The following is an 18,596-nucleotide window of genomic DNA, read 5'->3' as shown; positions in this document are numbered from 1 at the left end:
TCCTCCCTTGCTTCCGGTCTATTATAAGCGATATTTCATGTGCAATGAATCACGCCCGCAATATTTAAGGAAATGATAAGAATTTGACATGATCCAGGATCGCATTATCCCAAACCGGAAGCAGGCCGGTCTCCCCCTTAAATCGGCTTCCGGCAAACGAGCTGTCCTGACATATAGCCCCCTCAAAGCTGCATTCTTCAAACCGGCAATAGGTGAAGATGGCCCAGCGGAAATTGGCGCCGGAGAATCGGCAGCGAGTGAAGGATACATCGTTCGCTATTACTTTACTTAAGTTGCAGCCTGTGAAATCGCAATCGTGAAACTCTTTGCTGATCCTGGCATTATTCAGCTTGGCTCCCCGGAAAGAACAGTGACTGAAGGTATGCGTCACAAATCTGCCATCCAGCTTGACCCCGTCGAAGCCGCAGTGGGTAAAGGTTGAGGTGTTCAAGCTTGCCGAATCCCCGAACCTTGCATAGGACAGATCGACTCCCTGGACTGTGAGGTATTGAAGGGTCTCGGTCAGGGTAACTCCCCGGTAATCCTCTAGTCCAGCCTCGGTCTGACCGTAGGGAGACGCTGGAAAGGAGCGGTTTTTGTGATGCAGATTAGACTTGCCGGTAATAGCGGCGATCAGCCTGTTCACTTCAGAGAGCTGGTCGCCCTGCCATCTTGCCAGGAGTGACTTCTTATTCAACTAGATCCTCTCCTTACATTAATTTGGTAAAAGGACGAAATGCAGTTAATATAATAGTATGACAAAAAGTTGTCACAAACCACTCTGAGGAGGCATCCCGTGGGGAGATCATTCGCAAATCTGCATATTAAGTCGGACAATCTGGAAAAGACCGTCGAAGCGTTAAGAGAGCTAAGCACGCGGCATGGCGGGGTATTAGGTTATTCCAAGGCTGAGGCTCCAGAGAGCCAGGCTGTTATGTACGTAAGCCAAAGCAATGAGAGCTGGGTCAGTGTGCTTCACGAATATTTGGTCTGGGGTACGGTCAAAAAGGTGGGCAAAGCCTTGTCCGGGCTAATCAAGGAGCCGGTGATGACGGCGGGTTATATGAATGAGGAGATTTTCGAGCTGTCATTTTTTGAGCAGGGGGAGCTTGCGGCGGAGCGAATCTTTTGCGAGCCGTGGACCCGGGAGGAATACGGACAGCTCCGGGAAGAGCGTGTGAATGATGGCTACTTGCAGCAAGTGCTGAATATTCAGGGTGAAGCTGCCGGCGAATTGATTAGGATGACGAGTCCGGATCAGGCTGTAGAGAAGCTGTCAGAGATCGCAGGTATGTCTTTGTGGTGCGACTATGAGTGGATACCGTATGAGGAGACCCTTCAAGCACGTTTTGCAAAATATGAATTCGGGCGGTGAGTGGCAACGTGGACCGATTGAAGAACAGCGGATTCTATAAGCTTCAATTCTTCATCACGCCGGAAGAGTTCCGAGGTGTTCTGAAGCTGCTGGAGCCTGCAGCTGCGCAATTCTATCAGACCAATTACGCCCGGACCGAGCATGATCAGGACCAGGTGGTGGAGGCGTACCGGAGTTATTATCAGTATTATATAGCAGCAGACCAGCGGGACGGGGTTCACCCCTCCTTTGTGTATTCTATTTCCGTTCTGCCTGACCAGGAGAAAGCGGGATATTTTACGAGGAATGAGCAAGTCTACTTCCCCTATTACGGCCAATGGGCAGAGGATAAACTGCCGAGTATCTTGCTCTCCCTTCCCAAAGGTGTCCAAGTGGATCTGGAGGATGAACGCGGGAAGTATTATATCTACGAGGATATCCGCGACCGCAGGCCGTTAACCTATATGTATTTCAGTGAAATCAGCGGCTCTATCCGAACCATGACCAAGCCGCTGCGCTTCTCGGCGCTTGAAGCAGGGGCGATGGACGAACAGAAGCCTTCTGTCCGTATCAGCCCGGGTGCGGCTCAAGACCTTAGCAACTCGTGGATCTTCAGTAAATATGGTCTTAGGCTTCAGGGGAAATTAGGAGGAACTGTGAATGCGCAAAGTGTGGTCAAAAAGGATTCTAATCCATAATCCGGCTACACTGGACCGGTTTCAGATCGCGAAGGATTTGCGTGCGTTACGATGAGAATTTCGGGGCAGTAAAAGGGAGGGGGTATATGATGTTAAAGTTTATCTGTACCTGGGTATTGCTCGCTGCATCGTGTTCGGCGGTATGGTGGAGCTTCAGAACAGAGAAGCTTATCACCGTCTCCTGGCTGGCCTTTCTGCTGCCTGCTATTGTCCAGCTCGCGGCTGCTGTGCGAATCGGTCCCGGCAAAGCGAAGTCACTGATCGTGTTCGGCTGCATCAACCTTGTGTTCTCGGCCCTGGTGGGTGTGGCTGTCTGGTATCTGGTCCAACTGGCTGATGCTTATAAAAGAGGGAGGTAGGGGCGTACGTATGGAACTGGCTTTTACGCTGGATACCCATGGAACCTGTGTGGGTCAATTGAGAGATGAACTGCTGCCGCTAGAGGAATCGGCTGTTTCATGGGAGTTCCCCTATACGATCTTTGTTGTATTTCGCGTGTTACCTGACAGTTATGAGAGAAGAACGTCTAGGCGGTTCGATAGCAGAGACGGTACTCTGTATTTGGATATCAGCCTGAGCTATGAACAGTACGGGCGGATGTCCAAGCATGAGCAGCGTGAGGCATTGGGTATTCACCTGTACAGCTACCTGTCAGAGTCGGTTGCCAAATATAACAAGTATGCCGATAAGAAGGCCCAAGAACAACTGCTGGACCTGGTGAGACAATGGATGCTTGCCCATCACTGGCTGCAAGGGAAGCTGCATCAGGCGCGGATACTCCTGTCGCAAGAGACGGGACTTCATGAAGTCAGCCGGAAACTGCAAATGCCATTGGAAGAGGTGGAGTATATCTTTCTCCGTATGAATGACTATGAGCCTACTGGTATTCATCCTGATAACTTATATTAACTTTTCATAGGGAAAGGGGAGCTTCATTATGTACGGGCAATTGGCAGAAAAACTGAAAACGACCTCGGCGATCAAATGGTTTCCCGGTCATGTGCTATGATCTCATGAATAATGACATCAGCTTATATGCCGCAACATTCGCAGAGTTCCTGGAGCGGCTGATCGACGAGCGTTCCTGAATACTCTCACGCGGATCGGGTAACAGAAGGGAGGGCGATGGTCTATGAAGCCGATGCAGGAAATAGAGCTGCTGGCAACAGCAATCGCCGATGCGGCGAGAAGGTCTTTTGGCGCTCTTTTTGAGAACGGGGAACGGTATTATTACTGTACGTTATATACTACCGGTGAGGGACATGCTCCCAGCATCTCCGCCTGGTCGCGGGAAGCCTTGGAGAAGGAAGCAGCCAGGCAAGCAGAGGACGGCAGGCTGCCGGAATCAGAGCTTGCGGAGCTCATCAAATGGTCCTATGCGGATTCACCCTATTGCTGCTTCAGGGATGAGAACTTTGACGGGGTCAAACGATTGTTCCAGGCTCGTCCGGCCCCTTCAGAGCTTGAGGCTGACGAATCGGAGCTTGAATTCGGCGTGAGGCTGAGGGCGATGGAACGGGCCATGAGTATCCTGGACGCGGAGGGCCTGTTTGCCTTGAATCAACCCAGGGAAGCGATATGCGTGCTTGTCGAGGTGATGCCGCCGGATGAGGGGAATACCGAAATAGCCCTGCGGCTGAACCGGGCGGAGTCTCCGGCGATGCAGGCCTGGCTGGCGGAAGCGGCAGAGTAGCGCTATTTCGTACATCAATGGTTAGCCAAGCGGAGGTAATGAAATGTATATTGTATCGGAACCAAGCGGGCTGTCTGAGCGCCAGCAACAACGGCTTACGGCGGAGAATCCAGCCGTGTATCCGCCCGGCTATGTCCTGTTCCTACAGCAATTCGGCGAAGGAACCTACAGAGGGTGGATGAATGTCCAGCTGCCTGACCCTGATGTGTTGCAGCCGTTCGCCGAATATGAGCTATGGGAGCATGATGAAGACAGTCCCATTACGGAGCAACAGATCGGCGAGTGCATCGCTATCGGGACGACGGTGGACGGTGATTTCCTGGCCGTTCATCACGGGGTGGACGGGCTGCTCTGGCTGCCCCGTCATGCGGAGCGGATACAGGCGATCCCGCCGGAGGTATGGGAACAGAAGGAGGGCGGGACATACATATCGCTGCTGGACGAAATCTACCGTCAGATGTATGGACGGAGCCAGGAGGAGAGTGTCTATTATGAGCCGTGGACGGGGACCCGGAACCACCTTTTCCTGCGGTTGCCGCCTGGGACGGGCCAGCTTACGCTCCCCGGACTGGCCGCCATGTGCCGGGCGGAATTTCCGCCTAATCTGTGCATTGAGAATCCGTATACCTGCTTGCTGTTCTACCGTCAGCTGGGCGGTTATATCCGCCTGAATCTTGCCAACCAGCAAGAGGTGGCTGTCTTCTATGAGCAGAGTGCAGAGCCGGTATTCACCTTGATGCAGCAATGGCTTGTGTCGAAGGGCTGCGAACGGATTCCACAAAATCCGGGATAAGGCTGCAATGTATACGCCACGAAGGAGAGAACGCGAAATGAACCAGAAGCATGAGTCACCCGATAGACTGGAGGAATGGCGTTCGGAGCTTACCGGTTATTGCTACCGGATGATGGGGTCTATCTTCGAAGCGGAGGATGCGGTGCAGGATACGATGGTCCGCGCCTGGCAGAGCTGGGACCGTGTCAGGCAGGATTCATCCCGTAAGGCCTGGGTGTACCGGATTGCCACCAATACCTGTCTGGACAGGTTAAGGGGGGCCAAACGCCGGGCACTTCCGATGGATCTATCCGAGCCGGCCGCCACGATAACAGAGCCTAAGGACAATCTGTCCCGGGACTCCTGGATCTGGCCGGCTCCAGGTCATGTGGACGACCCTGGTCATATCCTGATCAGCAGAGAGACCCTCCGGCTGTCCTTCATTGCGCTTCTGCAGCTGCTGCCGCCCCGGCAGCGTGCCGTACTGATTCTGCAGGAGGTCTTCCGCTGGTCGGCGGGTGAGACCGCGATTGCGCTGGAGATGACCGTGGCAGCAGTCAACAGCGCTCTGCAGCGGGCAAGGGCGACAATGGCAAGGGCAGACCTCCGGTCCGAAGAATTGCAGCATGAGGATGCAGAAGTGGATGAGGGGCTGATTACCCGTTACGTGGAAGCTTTTGAGCAATATAATATTGATGCGCTGTTAGCGTTATTCCAGGAGAACGGCAGCCTGTCGATGCCGCCGTTTACGATGTGGGTTCAAGGCAGCTCGGATCTCTTGGCGTTCTATAATACAACACGCAGCCATTGTCTGGGCTCGCGGATGCTGCCGGTCCGGGCTAACGGGAACCGTCCCGCTGTAGCCCAGTATGTCCCCGCCGGAGCGGAGGGGCGGCTGATCCCGTGGGCGATTCATATTCTTGAGCTGAACCAGGGCAGGATCGCCCATATCCATCATTTTATTGACGCTGAATTATTTATCCGCTTTGGATTGCCGGCAGGTTTGGATGCGACGGAGGATTTTTCAATAAACCGATGAGTTTGCGGTGGCCCGAACGTCTATACTAATGAATCACCTATCCGATTCAATCCATACTCAAGGAGGAATAAGTTATGACGTTAAAAATCACCCCTTATATTACCTTGGAGGGCCGGACGCAGGAAGCTATACAATTCTACGAACAAGCCATCGGTGCCAAGGTTCTCTCCCTGTTGACTTACGGTGACATGCCGGGTATGCCAAGTACTTTCACGGATGAGCTGAATCATCTTGTGGCTCACGCCAAGTTAACGATTGGAACAGCGGAACTCATGTTATCAGATGCTCCTGCCGGTATGCCGATCGAGAGCGGAAAGCGGGTAACCATTTGCCTTACAACGGACAGCGTGGAGGAATCGAGGCGGATTTTTGAAGCCTTGCAGCAAGAGGGGCAAGTCAATATGCCATTCAAAGAAGAACCGTTCAGTCCGGGGTTTGGGGATGTGACGGACAAATTCGGCGTGACGTTTCAGATTTATACGGAGCTAACATGAAGGGACTGAACTATGCGCAGATATCAATATTTGAACCCTGGATATTAACTTAAATATGGGAGGTAAAAGTATTGATTACAGAGTTACACACGGAACGGCTATTGCTCAGAAAAATGAAGGTGGCCGATTCTTCCAGCCTGTTCAGCATTTGGTCGGACCCGGAGGTTACCCGGTATATGAATGTCAGCAGTTTTACGGATGAACAGCAGGCCCGGGATATGATCCAGCTTCTGGATGATCTCTCGGAGGACGATAAGGCTATTCGCTACGCGGTCATTCTCACAGAGTCGAGTGAAATTATAGGCTCCTGCGGCTATAATTCTTTAGATTTCGAGAATGCCAAAGCAGAGATCGGATATGATATTGCGGCATCCTTTTGGGGAAGAGGGTATGCTTCCGAAGCTGTCCGTGCCTTGCTGGATCACGCCTTCTCCTCTTTGGAGCTGAACCGGATCGAAGCGAAGGTAGACCCCGCAAATATGAATTCTATAAAGCTGCTGCACAAGCTTGATTTCACATTTGAAGGAACACTTAGGCAATCTGAGAGAGTAGCGGGAAGATTCAATGACCTTCGTATGTATTCGAAATTAAAATCAGATTGAATGTAAACGGGTGGGTAACTATCTGATTGAAGCCTGTATTCTCCCTGCCTTAGCGGTAGGGAGAATACAGGCTATTCATCGTGGTTACTTAAAGATCCGCTGCGAGAATTGATACAGCCCGCTGCTCCACACTTTCCCTTCATGTCCGCCTACATCCAGATACCACATATGCGGGACATTCATGCTGTTCAGGCTGTTATGGAAATTCTGGCTGATATACAGCAGACCATCTGAAGCGCCGCAGGAGATCCAGAGCAGCTTCAGCTGGCTGACCGTCTGAGCCGGATTGGTGATGAGCTGTGAGGCCGGCTTCGTATTGGGAGCGGAGGAGAACGCGCCAATCCAGGAGAACTTGTCCAGATGCTTCAAGCCGAAGTTCAGCGTCTGTCCGCCTCCCATGGATAATCCGGCCAGCGCACGGTGCTGCTTGTCCGTATATACCGGGAAATGGGAGTCAACGTAAGGAATGAGATCATTGATGAGATCGAATTCAAACCGCTCGAAGGCGGCTACCTTGTCAGGAGCATAAATATCGCCAATCGGGCGGTCATCCGCCATGGCGCGGCCGTTCGGGAACACTACAATCATCGGCTCCAGCTTGTTCTGGGAGTACAGGTTGTCCAGAATATTGCGCGGATTCATCCCATTGAGCCATTCATTCTGGTCTCCGCCAATGCCGTGCAGCAGGTAGAGGACGCTATAGGTCTTGGAAGGGTTATAACCCGGAGGGGTGTACACCATCGCATTTCTCGACTTGCCTACTGTGGTTGAATAATAAGAGATCTGCTGCACGTTGCCGTGCGGGATATTATTGCGGTACCCATCATAGCCCTGCGGAGCGGGGGTAATGGTAGTGCTCGCAGTCAGAGCGGCAGAGAGGTTCAGATCTTGTTCCTCTGTAACAGGTGATGCATAGGACATTGCCGGCAGCATAAGTGCTGTGGCCAGAGCCAGACTTGCAATTCGGGTTAGAATTTTCCTCATTTCACGTATCCTCCTCGATTCGATTTGGCAAAACTCGGCATAACATGTAAGCGCATCCATATTGAGGATACCATATTTAACAAAATATGTATATAGAAATAGACTTAAAGAGATAGAAGATGCGACAAGCCTCTGGTAGATGAACAGGCCTGTTCGCACCTTCTGTATGTGAAGAGGCGGCAATGCAGCGTATGATAGGGCTATAGGAATGGGAAAAAAGAGCGCAACAGGCTGCGCTTCCTTGGCGGAGACATCAGCCTGCCGGCGGCAACCGGATGAAGCTCTTCATACGGGGAGCGGGATGTAGTGACGGGCTTGTGCATCGTTTCCAGCGATGCGGATAATTGCTTAATCATTACTCGCATATCCTCAAGCTCTGCACGCTGCTGAAGCAGTTGTATTGACACGATCTCGCTCGCCTTTTGGTCCAGTGCATGCTCAATGTCCTCGATCCGGGTCCATATTCTATTCATAAGGTCACCTTCTGAATGCAGGCCGGGGTTCTCTTGCAGCAGGCCCGCAGGCAGCTTGTCATCCGCTTGATCCAGCTGGATACATTCCAGTGCTTCCCCGTGATTAATACGGTCTTTAATATGAGTGAGCTGGCTGATTTGCTGCTCCGAGAAGGTATAGTGTCCCAGACGGTCCTTTAGAAAGAAATCCGGGAACATGGCCGCCCAGCGTTTGATCGTAGTCTGGCTAACGGACAGCAGCTCCGCAGCTTCCTTTGTTTTCAGAATTTCCATTTCAATCCCTCCAGTGTAGTAGTCCTCCTATGACTTATTCGTTGTTCTTTGGCGGCCCCCTGCACGGGTGACAAAGGAAGTGCTGATTCGCCAAGCAAAGTGTTATTACGACTATTCTTGCTCTCTGGAGAACTGTGTAATACATACAGAACAGTATAATTGTATCCCTGGAGAGTGGGCCTGCCACGCTCCTTTCTCCATGGACCAGGATTATAGTAGATGAGTAACGAGCAGCTCTGAAGCAGGGATATGAAAGCGGTTACCCGAATGCATAAGGAGCCAATATGGATCTAGAGGAGGTATTTATGCTTACGAGAAAAGTAATAAGTCTTCTGCTAGCGCTTGCAGTCACATTCACAGGCTTCATCCCGCAGACAGCCGGCGCAGCCGACATTATTCAGAGCTACGCGTTGTCGGCAACGGATACCGGTGACGCGGCTGATCCTGCGTCTGTACCACAGGCGGCCGGGGAGCCGGCCATTATTCAGAACTACCCGATGCCTGCCATTTATACGCCGTCGGATGTCTATTCACTGAAGGCGGATGATCAATCGGTTCCCGTCATTAAATATTTGCCTGACTACGATTACGCCCAGTTCTCCTTCAGCGGAACAGTCAGCATTGAGGTTACGGCAGATAAGCCGATTACCTCCTATTCGATCAGCCCGCTCGCCAAGAACATCACGGGAACGGTCAACGGCAACAAGCTGACCTTCACCCTATCAGCGTCTACCTATGTGATCGTAGATATTAATGCGCCTGCGAACGAAGACCCGAATGAGAAGGACCCGGACAAGCGCCGCAAAAGACTCGTGATCGCCGCCGATCCGCTGGAGACAGACATCCCTGCGTCCTCCGGCCCGGGGATCTACAATGTGACCGCTGCGCCATTCAACGCGGACAAGACGGGGGCAACGATCACCTCGGGTGCTATCCAGCAGGCGATTGATGCGGCCAATCAGGCCGGGGGCGGCATTGTGTATATTCCGGCAGGCGTGTATAAGAGCAGCAACCTGACTCTGAAAAGCAATGTCACCTTCTACCTGGCCGGAGGAGCCGTCATTGTTGGCACAGGCCGGGGCGAGGACTACCGGAATGACTTCCGCAAGGATTCGATCTCGGATGGAACCTATTTCATCCGCACCGCCACCAATTCTGTAAATATCACCATGCGGGGGCGCGGAACCATCGACGGGAAAGGGATAGAAATGCGCAAACGCAAGATGACCAACCCGCCTTCCACCCATAAGCAGGGAGAGGGGTTCATCAATAACCTGGTGGTGCCGATGGCGACCAGCAACTTCAAGTTTGACGGGTTAACCTTGCGGGACGGCGGCTTTTGGGCGTTCCTGGTCGTCCGCTCCGATAACGTGACCATCACCAACTATAAGGGATACCAGGATTTATTTACGCTTGAGGATGATGCGATTGATATTAATGAGAGCCAGAACGTGCTGGTGAAGCATGCCCTTGCCATCTCGGATGACGATACCTTCTCGACCAAGACCTGGCCGCAGAAGGGAATGTCCAAGGACTGGCCGGGAGCCATCGAGCATCTGGAGAATGTGGTCTTCGAGGATTGCTTCGCCTGGACCCGGTGCGCCGCCTTCAAGCTGGGGATGGGCATATGCACGCCGCAGATTGGCGTAACGATCCGCAATTCGTATGTCTATCAAAGCGCGCGGGCGCTGCTGGTGGATCATGCTTATACAGAGAATCCGCTCCCGGTTGAAGGCTGGGCCCAGGATGTTACCTTCGAGAATATTGATATTGAACGGGTGGGCATCAACCAGTTCGGGAATTACTGGCTGCGGGTCTCCACCAGTACATCTGGCGATGTAAGCAATGTCATTCTCCGGAACATCAATGTCCGCGATACGGGAGGAGATTCCCCTATTCAGGGCAACCCTACCAGAGGCGGGATGGTGAACGGGGTAACTTTTGCAGATGTGGTTGTGAAAGGAAAGCTGGCGAAGAATCTCAGTGACCTGAAGGTGAGCATCAGGAATGATAATGTAAGCGGGGTAGTCTTCGCGAATTCGGATCAGGCCTGGTTCAGCGATCACTTCACCTCCGGGCTTCTTACGGATTGGACCATGGCTTCAGGCGGGGCCAGCTGGGCGGTAACCGAGCAAATGGGGAACCGGGTGCTATCCACCAGCCAAACCATGACGGCGCTTATCACCGCCAAGGCTGGTGCTTCCTGGACGGATTACACGTATGAAGCCAGAGCCAGACTGCCTCTCTATAATGGAAGCGAGAACGCAGGCATTGTCTTCCGGGTGCAGGATCAGAACAACTTCTATATGTACCGGATTGATGCCAGCAAGAGTCAGCTGCAGCTCTATAAGGTTGTGGCTGGAACATTGACGCTGGTCTCGGATACCCCCTTTGTACCTGTCAAGAATCAATGGTATACCCTTAAGGCGACGGTCCAGGGCAATACCATCAAAGGTTATGTGGATGGAGTACTGAAGACCACATGGACCAATCCGGTCAATGAATTAACCTCGGGCGGAGTCGGCTTCCGCACCACTTCGGCCGGGATCTGGTATGACGATGCCAGGGTGACCGCCATTCACAATCCGCCCACTGATATTACTCTCAGCGCTACACAGGTGCCGGAGCTTACCACTCCAGGCGGCGTAGTGGGCACCTTCTCTACAGCCCATCCGGATGCGGGCCAGACCTTCACTTATGCGCTGGTCTCCGGGCAAGGAGACGCTGATAACGGCAGCTTCTCCATTCCCCTGCTGGGAGACAGGCTGATTCTCCGCAGCACGCCGGATTATGAAGCGAAGAGCAGCTATAGCATCCGGGTGAAAAGCATTGACGCAAACGGCCTGTCTCTGGAGAAGAGCTTCACGATTCAGGTTACAGATGTGGATGAGACTCCGATTGATGCTAATCCGGGTTCCGTCCGGTTCACGGATAACTTTGAGGATGGCAATACTACGGGCTGGACGGCAGCTGCCGGGACCTGGAGTGTAACCACAGACGGCAATACGAAAGCCCTGATTCAGACGAAGGGGAATGGGGCGGCGCTTATTACAGCCGGGGATTCATGGAAAGATGTTGCGGTGGAAGCCAAAGTGAAGGTTCCTATCGCGAATGCCAATGCCGGTATCCTCTTCCGGGTACAGGATGCCAATAACTATTATATGTACCGGATAAATGTGAACGACAAGAAGCTGGAGCTATTCAAGGCGGTAAATGGAACGCTGACCCCTGTGTCCAGCACGATGTTCGCCGATGCGGCTGCGAATCAGTGGTATACCCTTAAAGCGGTGATCAAAGGAAACCGGATCCTAGGGTTTGTGGACGGCCAGCGTAAGCTCGAATGGACGAACCCGCAAACGGAATTAACCGCAGGGCAGATTGGCTTCAGAACCACATCCCAGAATGCCGTGTTTGATAATGCCCGCGTTACAGGCATCCAGAAGGTGCAGTCTGCTGCGAACAAGAAGGTAACTCAGGACGTTTATACGGCGGTTAGCGCTGCCGGTAATAGTCTCAGCGTAAGCTTAACCAGCGCAGTAGCGGGAGGGCCAGTCATCCTGACAGCGGAGGGCTATAATCAGAGCATCGCAACGCCAATCATCGGCGACGAGCGGTATCTCCCGGTAACATGGAGCTCCACGGAGACAGGTAAGCCGGGAACGTTCACCGTAACTGATGCGGTATATGAGGCCGAGTACCTTCCCTCTGCGGCAGGTGATTTCAAGATTACAGCCACCTATCTGAAGCAGGTGTGGGACGGATCGTCCTGGACCGACACCACGATAACGGATACCGTTATGGTAGACATTACTGTAAGTCTGCCGCCTGAAGACCCTGAGCAAGAGGAGATGCTCCTGCCGGAAGGGTCAGCATAGATAAATATGATAATCCTGGCGTATAAGAAGCTTATACAAGCTTATGCGCCAGGATTTTTTTGTGAGAAATAGCTGTGCACGGATCAACCAATCCGTTCGCGGCTTTTTTGCGCTGAGAATTTAAGAAAGTTTTAATCTTTACCCGACTTGTTCTTAAACAGTTTTTCTTATTCTTGAGGACAGGGAGGGAACCACATGAAGAATTGGGCCCGAAGGGATTCATCTGTCGCATGGTTATTTCTTGCACCAAGTGTGGCCGGATTTGCACTGTTCTACCTGATTCCGTTCGGCATGGGCGTGTTCTATTCCTTCATGGACCGCACGGTGGGCGGGCAGTATGTGGGACTGCAGAATTACCGGGAGCTGATGGCGGGCGAATCCTTCCGGAAGGCGGCCACGAATACCTTTTACTTCAGCGTGGTGAGTGTTCCGCTGCTGATTGTGCTGTCGCTGGGGTTAGCGCTGCTGCTCAACAGAGGCCTATATGGTCAGAAATGGCTGAGAACTGCCTATGTACTCCCGCTGGTCGTTCCTGTCGCCTCCATTATCCTGGTCTGGCAGATCCTGTTTGACTGGAACGGGGCGCTGAATGCCTGGCTGAGCGGCTTCGGTCTGGCACGGGTGGATTGGATGAAGACGGAGGCTGCGCGGAATGTAATCATGACGATGTATGTGTGGAAAAACATCGGGTATAACGTGATCCTGTTCCTGGCCGGACTCCAGCAGATCCCGAAGGATTACTACGAAACCGCCCAGCTTGAAGGGGCTGGCCGGCTAAGGCAGTTCCGCAGCATTACGCTGGTCTATTTAACCTCTACGATGTTTTTTGTTGTCATTATGTCGGTCATTAATTCCTTCAAGGTATTTCGGGAGACGTATCTGATTGCCGGACCTTATCCGCATGACAGCATCTATATGCTGCAGCACTTTATGAACAATATGTTCCTGTCGCTCGACCTTCCGAAGATGACGGCTGCGTCCACCTTAATGGTTGGCGGTATTCTCCTCATCGTACTCGGGTTGTTCGCCATGGAACGCCGCTACCGGCGATATATGGAATAGAGGTGAGGTCTTGCCAGTTGGTAAAGTCATACACAAGCTAACGTTAACCGTCATTCTGGGGGCGGTCGCACTCGTAATGTTGTTCCCGATTGGGGTGACCCTCATCAATTCGTTCATGAGCACCCGCGAAATAGGGATCAATTACGGCCCTGTCGGACAAATGAACAAGGTGGTGGAGGGGAGAAGCGATCCTTTTGCAAATTTGAAATGGCTGCCGGATCAGGTCTCGCTGGAGCAATACGGCAAGGTGCTGATGGACAGCCCGCTGTACCTGTCGATGTTCTGGAATTCGGTATTCCTGGTGGTGCCGATCATTGCCGGACAGACGCTGATCGCCGCGCTCGCGGCCTATGCGTTCTCCAAGCTGAGGTTCAGGGGGCGGGAATTCATGTTCCTGATCTATGTCCTGACGATGCTGATGCCCTTTCAGGTGACTCTTGTGCCCAATTACATCATGGCGGACCGGCTGGGGCTTCTGAATAGCCCGGGGGCCATTATCCTGCCCGGTATTTTTGCCGCCTTCGGTGTATTCATGCTCAGGCAGTTCATGCTGAACATTCCGTATGCCTATATCGAAGCGGCCAAGATGGACGGGGCCGGACATTTGCGGATTTTCTATACCCTTATTGTTCCCATGGTTCAGCCGGGCCTGGCCGCACTCACGATTCTGTTATTCGTCGATTACTGGAATATGGTGGAGCAGCCGCTGATCTTCCTGGACGACCCGCTGAGGCAGCCCTTATCGGTCTATCTATCCAACGTCAGCAGCGAGAAGGGGCTTGCCTTTGCCGCTTCCGCCATCTATATGGCTCCGATGGTCCTTCTCTTTCTGTATGCGGAGACGTATTTCATTGAAGGTGTCCAATTGTCGGGAATCAAGGGGTAATGCCCGCGTGTGAGGGACTTGTAGGGAAGGAGGAGAAAGACGGGATATGGAGATTACAGGCGTGCCGGCAGACCGCAGGCGCAAAAAAAGGATCAGAACGGCTTTCCTGCTGCTCTTGGGGGTGCTGCTCTTCTTCACCTTCTTCAGCAATACGCTGCAGTCCTTGACGTTGCCCAAAGTGACGACGGTCCAACCGGAGAGCCGGAGCCTTGAATTCACGCTGGAGGGCAGCGGGATGCTGCGGCCCGTGAGCGAAGTACAGCTCCTGAATTCCAGCGGCTGGAAGGTCCGGCAGATTCTTGTGAAGGAGGGGGACAAGGTCAAGAAGGGGCAGCAGCTAATCCTCTATGACAGCCAGACTGCCGAATCAGAGCTGCAGGATGAGGTCTCGCTCTTGGACAAACAGAAGATCCTGCAGCAGACCCTCCAGGATCAGTTCATTCAGACGTACCTGGAGGGGGATGAGCTTCAGATTCGCAAGGCCAGACGAGAGATTGAGGCGGGCAAGCTTGATCAGGCCACGCAGGCGCGCAAAATTGCCGGGATGAGAGACCAGTTGGCCCGTCAGCAGCAGCTTCTGGCCCCATTCGACGGGATTGTAACCCAGGTGAATGCCATTCCGGGGATGCTGTCTGCGGGCGAGCCGGATCTTGTTCTATCGAGCAGCAGTGAGGGGTATCAGTTTGATTTCATGGCAGATGCAGAGCTGTTATCCAGTCTCGGAGTTTCCTTAGGAGAGAAGATTGAGGTGGAGGTTCATCCTTCAGAGGGGCAGCAGGCCCGTCCCTTACAAGGACAGGTGGCGGAGATCAAGACGGTTCAGGCGCGTACCGGCAGCTCATCCGGGGAGGAGAACGGCAGGGCGGTGGAAATCCCGCAAAGGAATGTCTTTATTCGGCTGGCAGAGGACTCGCTTAAGGGGGGTGAGCAGGTTCAGGTCAAGCTGAAGAAGCCTTCTCTTCAAGAGGGGCTGGTGGTCCCGGATAAGGCTATCCATCAGGCGGGGGAGCGCAGCTTTGTGTATAAGATCGAGGAGCAGCGGGGGGCGCTAGGCAATGATTTTGTAGCCCGTGAAGTTCAGATCCGCTCCCTTACCACCAATGGTGTAGACAGCCTCATTCAGACGGATACCCTGTATGAAGATGAGCTGATTATTCTGGAGAGCAGTGAGCCCTTACAGGACGGGAATCGTGTACGTCTGCAATAAGCAATATTTGTACACATACCCTACGAAGAATTATAGGAGGTCTTTCAAGATGAAGATGAGGAAAAGTTGGCTGGGCATGGGCTTTGCTTTTACCACTCTAATGACTGCATGCAGTCCGGGGGGCAGCGCGGAAGCACCGAGCACAGGCGGGAAGACGGTCGTTACGTTATCTGTTCAACAGGACTCTGAATTCTACCGTGCTGTGGAGCAGAGGTTCGAGAAGGCCTATCCTGAGATTGATTTGCAGGTTCAGGCTTACAAGGGGATCGGCGAGACTATGAAGGGGCCGGATTATGAGAATTATCAGAAAAGCGCCGGTACGGCACTGCTCTCTGGAAAAGGAGCCGACATTTATGAAACAAGCAGCCTGCCTGTCAGTGAATATGTGAACAAGCAGCTATTTCTTAATATGGAGGATTACCTCAAGCAGTCGCAAACGCTGAAGCGGGATGATCTTGCGATGAATGTGCTGAATGCCCTGAAGCTGGATGGCGGCACCTATATCATTCCATCCGGGTACTACCTGAGGGCATTCCTTGGAGACGGGGATGTGCTGAAGCAAGCGGACGTAGACGATAAGAGCTGGACCTGGCAGGATTTCAATGAGATTGCCAAATCACTGATTGAGGCCGGGCAGAAGGCCGGCTCCGGCCACCGTTACGCGCTTCCGAATAATCCGCCGGATCTGCTCCTTCAGGAGATGGTATTCGACAGCTATAACCAGTTCGTAGACGCTGCTGCTCGGAAGGCCAAGTTCGATTCTCCTGCATTCATCTATATGATGCGGCAGATTCAAGAGATGTATGACGATAACGTGATGACCAGCAAGCCTGCGGAGGTGGAGAATCAATTGTTCTATTCCACCGTTATCCAGACCCCGGCGGATTTCATCAATATCCCGTATACCTATTTTGCCAATCCGAAGCTGCTGTATAAGCCGCATAGCGGAAATTCCGGCGCCATGAGAATAATTCCGATCTCTGCGTTTGCGATACAGGCCAAATCGCCGGTTACAGACCAGGCCTGGAAGTTCATCGAGTTCCTGCTGTCTGAGGAAGCGCAGTCCATCCAGAGCAGAGAAGGCTTCTCCCTCCTCCAATCGCTGAATCACAAGCAGCTTGGGGAGCTTCAGCAGCAGGTGAAGAGCGGGACATATAAGCTTCCAAGCGGCAAGCTTGCCAGTGTGCCTGACGGGCAGTTCAAGGAATTCCAGGAGATGATGGATACCGCGGATAACTTCGCCATGATGGATGTCAAGATTATCAACATCATTGGTGAAGAGGCGGGCGCGTTCTTCAGCGGACAGAAGACGGCGGAGGAAGTGGCGAAGCTGATTCAGAACAAGGCGACGACGTACCTGAACGAATAGATCCAGACGGAGGAGGAGCCCTGTATGAAGAGAGTCACGATTCTGATCGCAGAGGACGAGAGAGAGATTGCCGATCTGGTGGCTCTGCATCTACAGAAGGAAGGGTATCACTGTATCCAAGTGGCAGACGGCAAAGCAGCGGTGCAGGCGATACAATCCCAGTCCATCGACCTGGCGATCCTGGATATTATGATGCCGGAGCTGGACGGGTATGAGGTCACCCGCCGGGTCCGGGTGAAGCATAATCTGCCGATTATTTTCCTCAGTGCCAAGGCCTCTGATTTCGATAAGATTACCGGACTTGTGATGGGAGCTGACGATTATATGATTAAGCCCTTCAATCCTATGGAACTGCTGGCCCGTGTCAATTCCCAGCTGCGGCGTTCCCTGCAGTTCAGCCAGCCTGCGGCCGCCAATCAGACTTCGGTTCTGGAGGCAGGCGGGCTGATTATCTCCCCTGACCAGCATACCGTTACTCTGTATGGAGAGGCAGTTGACCTCACACCGAAGGAGTTCGACATCCTCTATTTGCTGGCCAGCCATTCCAGGCAGGTGTTTAGTGCGGAGAGCATTTTTCAACAGGTGTGGGGTGAAGCGTACTATGAGACCGGCAATACGGTGATGGTGCATATCCGCACCCTGCGCAGGAAGCTGGGGGAAGACCAGAATAAAGACCGGTTCATCAAAACCATCTGGGGTGTCGGGTACACGTTCAATGCCTAAGAGACTCCGGGGCTTCAGAGCCAGACTGGTCCAGTTACTGGGCGTAAGCATGCTCTTGTCAGGCAGTATTATCTATGGATTGTTCAAGCTGCTTCAGCTCTATTACGCCGGGGTCCGGTGGGAGGACCCGGAGGCAGAATTACGCCGGATGATCTTCAGGATCGGAGACTTCAATGTGTTCCTGATGCTGTTTATCCCCCTGATGCTGATATTCTTCTTCAAGTTCACCAAGCCGTACATCCGCTACCTTGATGAGATATCTAAGGGAATTCATCATCTGGCGAACGGAGAATTTCAGAATCAGGTGCAGATTGCCTCCAGGGATGAGTTCAGCGCAATCGCCGAGGATCTGAATGTGGCAGGGGCTAAACTGCAGGAGGCGGTGCAAAGAGGCGATTTCGCCGAGAGCAGCAAGGACCAGCTGGTCGTCAATTTGGCGCATGATCTGCGTACACCGCTCACCTCCGTGCTGGGATATCTGGATCTGATTCTTAAGGATAAGCAATTGCCTATCGAGACGATCAGACATTTCGCGACCATTGCCTTCACCAAGTCCCAGCGGCTGGAGAAGCTGATTGACGGGCTGTTCGAGATCACCAGGATGAACTATGGCACGCTACCTATGGTCAAGACACACCTGGATCTCAGCGAGCTGCTCAGACAATTGAACGAGGAGCTGTACCCGGTATTCGAGCGGAATGGCCTGATCTCGCGGCTGCAGGTTACCCCGGGCTTAAGCATCTATGGGGATGGGGATCTGCTGGTACGTGTACTTGGGAATCTGCTGACCAATGCCGCCCGGTATGGACAAGAAGGCGTGTATGTGGATATTAACGGCCGTCTCGATTCAGGCGTAGTGGCGGTTGAGGTGATCAATTACGGAAATCCCATTCCCCTGGAGGAGCAGCCGCATATCTTCGAGATGTATTATTCGGGGGACCGGGCACGGACACATCAGGAGGGCGGCACCGGTCTCGGTCTGTTCATTGCGCGCAATATCGTAGAGCAGCATGAGGGAAGCCTGTCTGTAGAGAGCAATGAACTATGGACAAGGTTCGAGATGCGGCTGCCGCAAGCTTAAGCGGAGTTAAG

Annotated in this window: 19 protein-coding genes; 16 read left to right on the top strand and 3 right to left on the bottom strand. The window is 52.9% G+C overall.

Annotated elements, in window-relative coordinates:
- Positions 1-64: 64 nt before the first annotated feature.
- Complete coding sequence (locus tag HQN87_RS14340) at positions 65-697, bottom strand: pentapeptide repeat-containing protein (protein ID WP_173134281.1); 633 nt, start codon at positions 695-697, stop codon at positions 65-67.
- Positions 698-796: 99 nt separating this feature from the next.
- On the opposite strand from HQN87_RS14340, the gene HQN87_RS14335 reads away from it, so the two are divergent.
- From HQN87_RS14335 to HQN87_RS14295, 9 genes are all read left to right on the top strand, one after another.
- Positions 797-1,375 (top strand): hypothetical protein, encoded by a 579-nt coding sequence (locus HQN87_RS14335; RefSeq protein ID WP_173134278.1) that lies wholly within the window; start codon positions 797-799, stop codon positions 1,373-1,375.
- Complete coding sequence (locus HQN87_RS14330) at positions 1,372-2,052, top strand: hypothetical protein (RefSeq protein WP_367272722.1); 681 nt, start codon at positions 1,372-1,374, stop codon at positions 2,050-2,052. The genes HQN87_RS14335 and HQN87_RS14330 overlap by 4 nt, the downstream gene beginning before the upstream one ends.
- An 86-nt stretch (positions 2,053-2,138) precedes the next feature.
- Positions 2,139-2,411, top strand: coding sequence for a hypothetical protein (locus HQN87_RS14325; protein ID WP_173134275.1), 273 nt, complete (start codon positions 2,139-2,141; stop codon positions 2,409-2,411).
- A gap of 10 nt (positions 2,412-2,421) precedes the next feature.
- Positions 2,422-2,961, top strand: a complete 540-nt coding sequence (locus HQN87_RS14320; protein ID WP_173134273.1) for an Imm44 family immunity protein — start codon at positions 2,422-2,424, stop codon at positions 2,959-2,961.
- 223 nt (positions 2,962-3,184) lie between these two features.
- Complete coding sequence (locus HQN87_RS14315) at positions 3,185-3,745, top strand: DUF4303 domain-containing protein (RefSeq protein WP_173134270.1); 561 nt, start codon at positions 3,185-3,187, stop codon at positions 3,743-3,745.
- 43 nt (positions 3,746-3,788) lie between these two features.
- Positions 3,789-4,538: a hypothetical protein gene (locus HQN87_RS14310; protein WP_173134267.1), complete on the top strand. Its 750-nt coding sequence runs from the start codon at positions 3,789-3,791 to the stop codon at positions 4,536-4,538.
- A gap of 7 nt (positions 4,539-4,545) precedes the next feature.
- Positions 4,546-5,556, top strand: a complete 1,011-nt coding sequence (locus HQN87_RS14305; protein WP_173134265.1) for a sigma-70 family RNA polymerase sigma factor — start codon at positions 4,546-4,548, stop codon at positions 5,554-5,556.
- Between the two features lie 74 nt (positions 5,557-5,630).
- Positions 5,631-6,050 carry a VOC family protein gene (locus tag HQN87_RS14300; RefSeq protein WP_173134262.1) on the top strand — a complete coding sequence of 140 codons (420 nt, stop codon included), beginning with the start codon at positions 5,631-5,633 and terminating at the stop codon, positions 6,048-6,050.
- A 71-nt stretch (positions 6,051-6,121) separates the two neighbouring features.
- On the top strand, positions 6,122-6,652 hold the full coding sequence (locus HQN87_RS14295; RefSeq protein WP_173134259.1) for a GNAT family N-acetyltransferase: 531 nt from the start codon (positions 6,122-6,124) through the stop codon (positions 6,650-6,652).
- Between the two features lie 84 nt (positions 6,653-6,736).
- Here the strand turns inward: HQN87_RS14295 and HQN87_RS14290 are convergent, their stop codons facing one another.
- Positions 6,737-7,636: an alpha/beta hydrolase gene (locus HQN87_RS14290; protein WP_173134256.1), complete on the bottom strand. Its 900-nt coding sequence runs from the start codon at positions 7,634-7,636 to the stop codon at positions 6,737-6,739.
- 200 nt (positions 7,637-7,836) lie between these two features.
- Complete coding sequence (locus tag HQN87_RS14285) at positions 7,837-8,382, bottom strand: MerR family transcriptional regulator (protein WP_173134253.1); 546 nt, start codon at positions 8,380-8,382, stop codon at positions 7,837-7,839.
- Positions 8,383-8,687: 305 nt separating this feature from the next.
- Here HQN87_RS14285 and HQN87_RS14280 point away from each other — a divergent pair, with 305 nt between their 5' ends.
- The 7 genes from HQN87_RS14280 (at position 8,688) to HQN87_RS14250 (ending at position 18,585) form a co-directional block, all read left to right on the top strand.
- Complete coding sequence (locus HQN87_RS14280) at positions 8,688-12,257, top strand: 3-keto-alpha-glucoside-1,2-lyase-like domain-containing protein (protein ID WP_254075496.1); 3,570 nt, start codon at positions 8,688-8,690, stop codon at positions 12,255-12,257.
- 195 nt (positions 12,258-12,452) lie between these two features.
- Positions 12,453-13,319, top strand: a complete 867-nt coding sequence (locus HQN87_RS14275) for a carbohydrate ABC transporter permease (RefSeq protein ID WP_173134249.1) — start codon at positions 12,453-12,455, stop codon at positions 13,317-13,319.
- 76 nt (positions 13,320-13,395) lie between these two features.
- Entirely contained in the window at positions 13,396-14,205 is an 810-nt protein-coding gene (locus tag HQN87_RS14270) for a carbohydrate ABC transporter permease (protein WP_173134785.1), read from the top strand.
- 46 nt (positions 14,206-14,251) lie between these two features.
- Entirely contained in the window at positions 14,252-15,412 is a 1,161-nt protein-coding gene (locus tag HQN87_RS14265; RefSeq protein WP_173134247.1) for an efflux RND transporter periplasmic adaptor subunit, read from the top strand.
- 49 nt (positions 15,413-15,461) lie between these two features.
- Entirely contained in the window at positions 15,462-16,781 is a 1,320-nt protein-coding gene (locus tag HQN87_RS14260; RefSeq protein ID WP_173134245.1) for an ABC transporter substrate-binding protein, read from the top strand.
- A 24-nt stretch (positions 16,782-16,805) separates the two neighbouring features.
- Positions 16,806-17,504 (top strand): response regulator transcription factor, encoded by a 699-nt coding sequence (locus HQN87_RS14255; RefSeq protein WP_173134231.1) that lies wholly within the window; start codon positions 16,806-16,808, stop codon positions 17,502-17,504.
- Positions 17,497-18,585 carry a HAMP domain-containing sensor histidine kinase gene (locus tag HQN87_RS14250; RefSeq protein ID WP_173134228.1) on the top strand — a complete coding sequence of 363 codons (1,089 nt, stop codon included), beginning with the start codon at positions 17,497-17,499 and terminating at the stop codon, positions 18,583-18,585. The genes HQN87_RS14255 and HQN87_RS14250 overlap by 8 nt, the downstream gene beginning before the upstream one ends.
- Positions 18,586-18,596 lie beyond the last annotated feature (11 nt).

Origin of the sequence: Paenibacillus tritici, from assembly GCF_013204885.1 — a bacterium.
Lineage (GTDB): Bacteria > Bacillota > Bacilli > Paenibacillales > Paenibacillaceae > Paenibacillus_AQ > Paenibacillus_AQ tritici.
The sequence above is the reverse complement of the archived record's forward strand: the minus strand, read 5'-3'. Positions and strand labels throughout refer to the sequence as shown.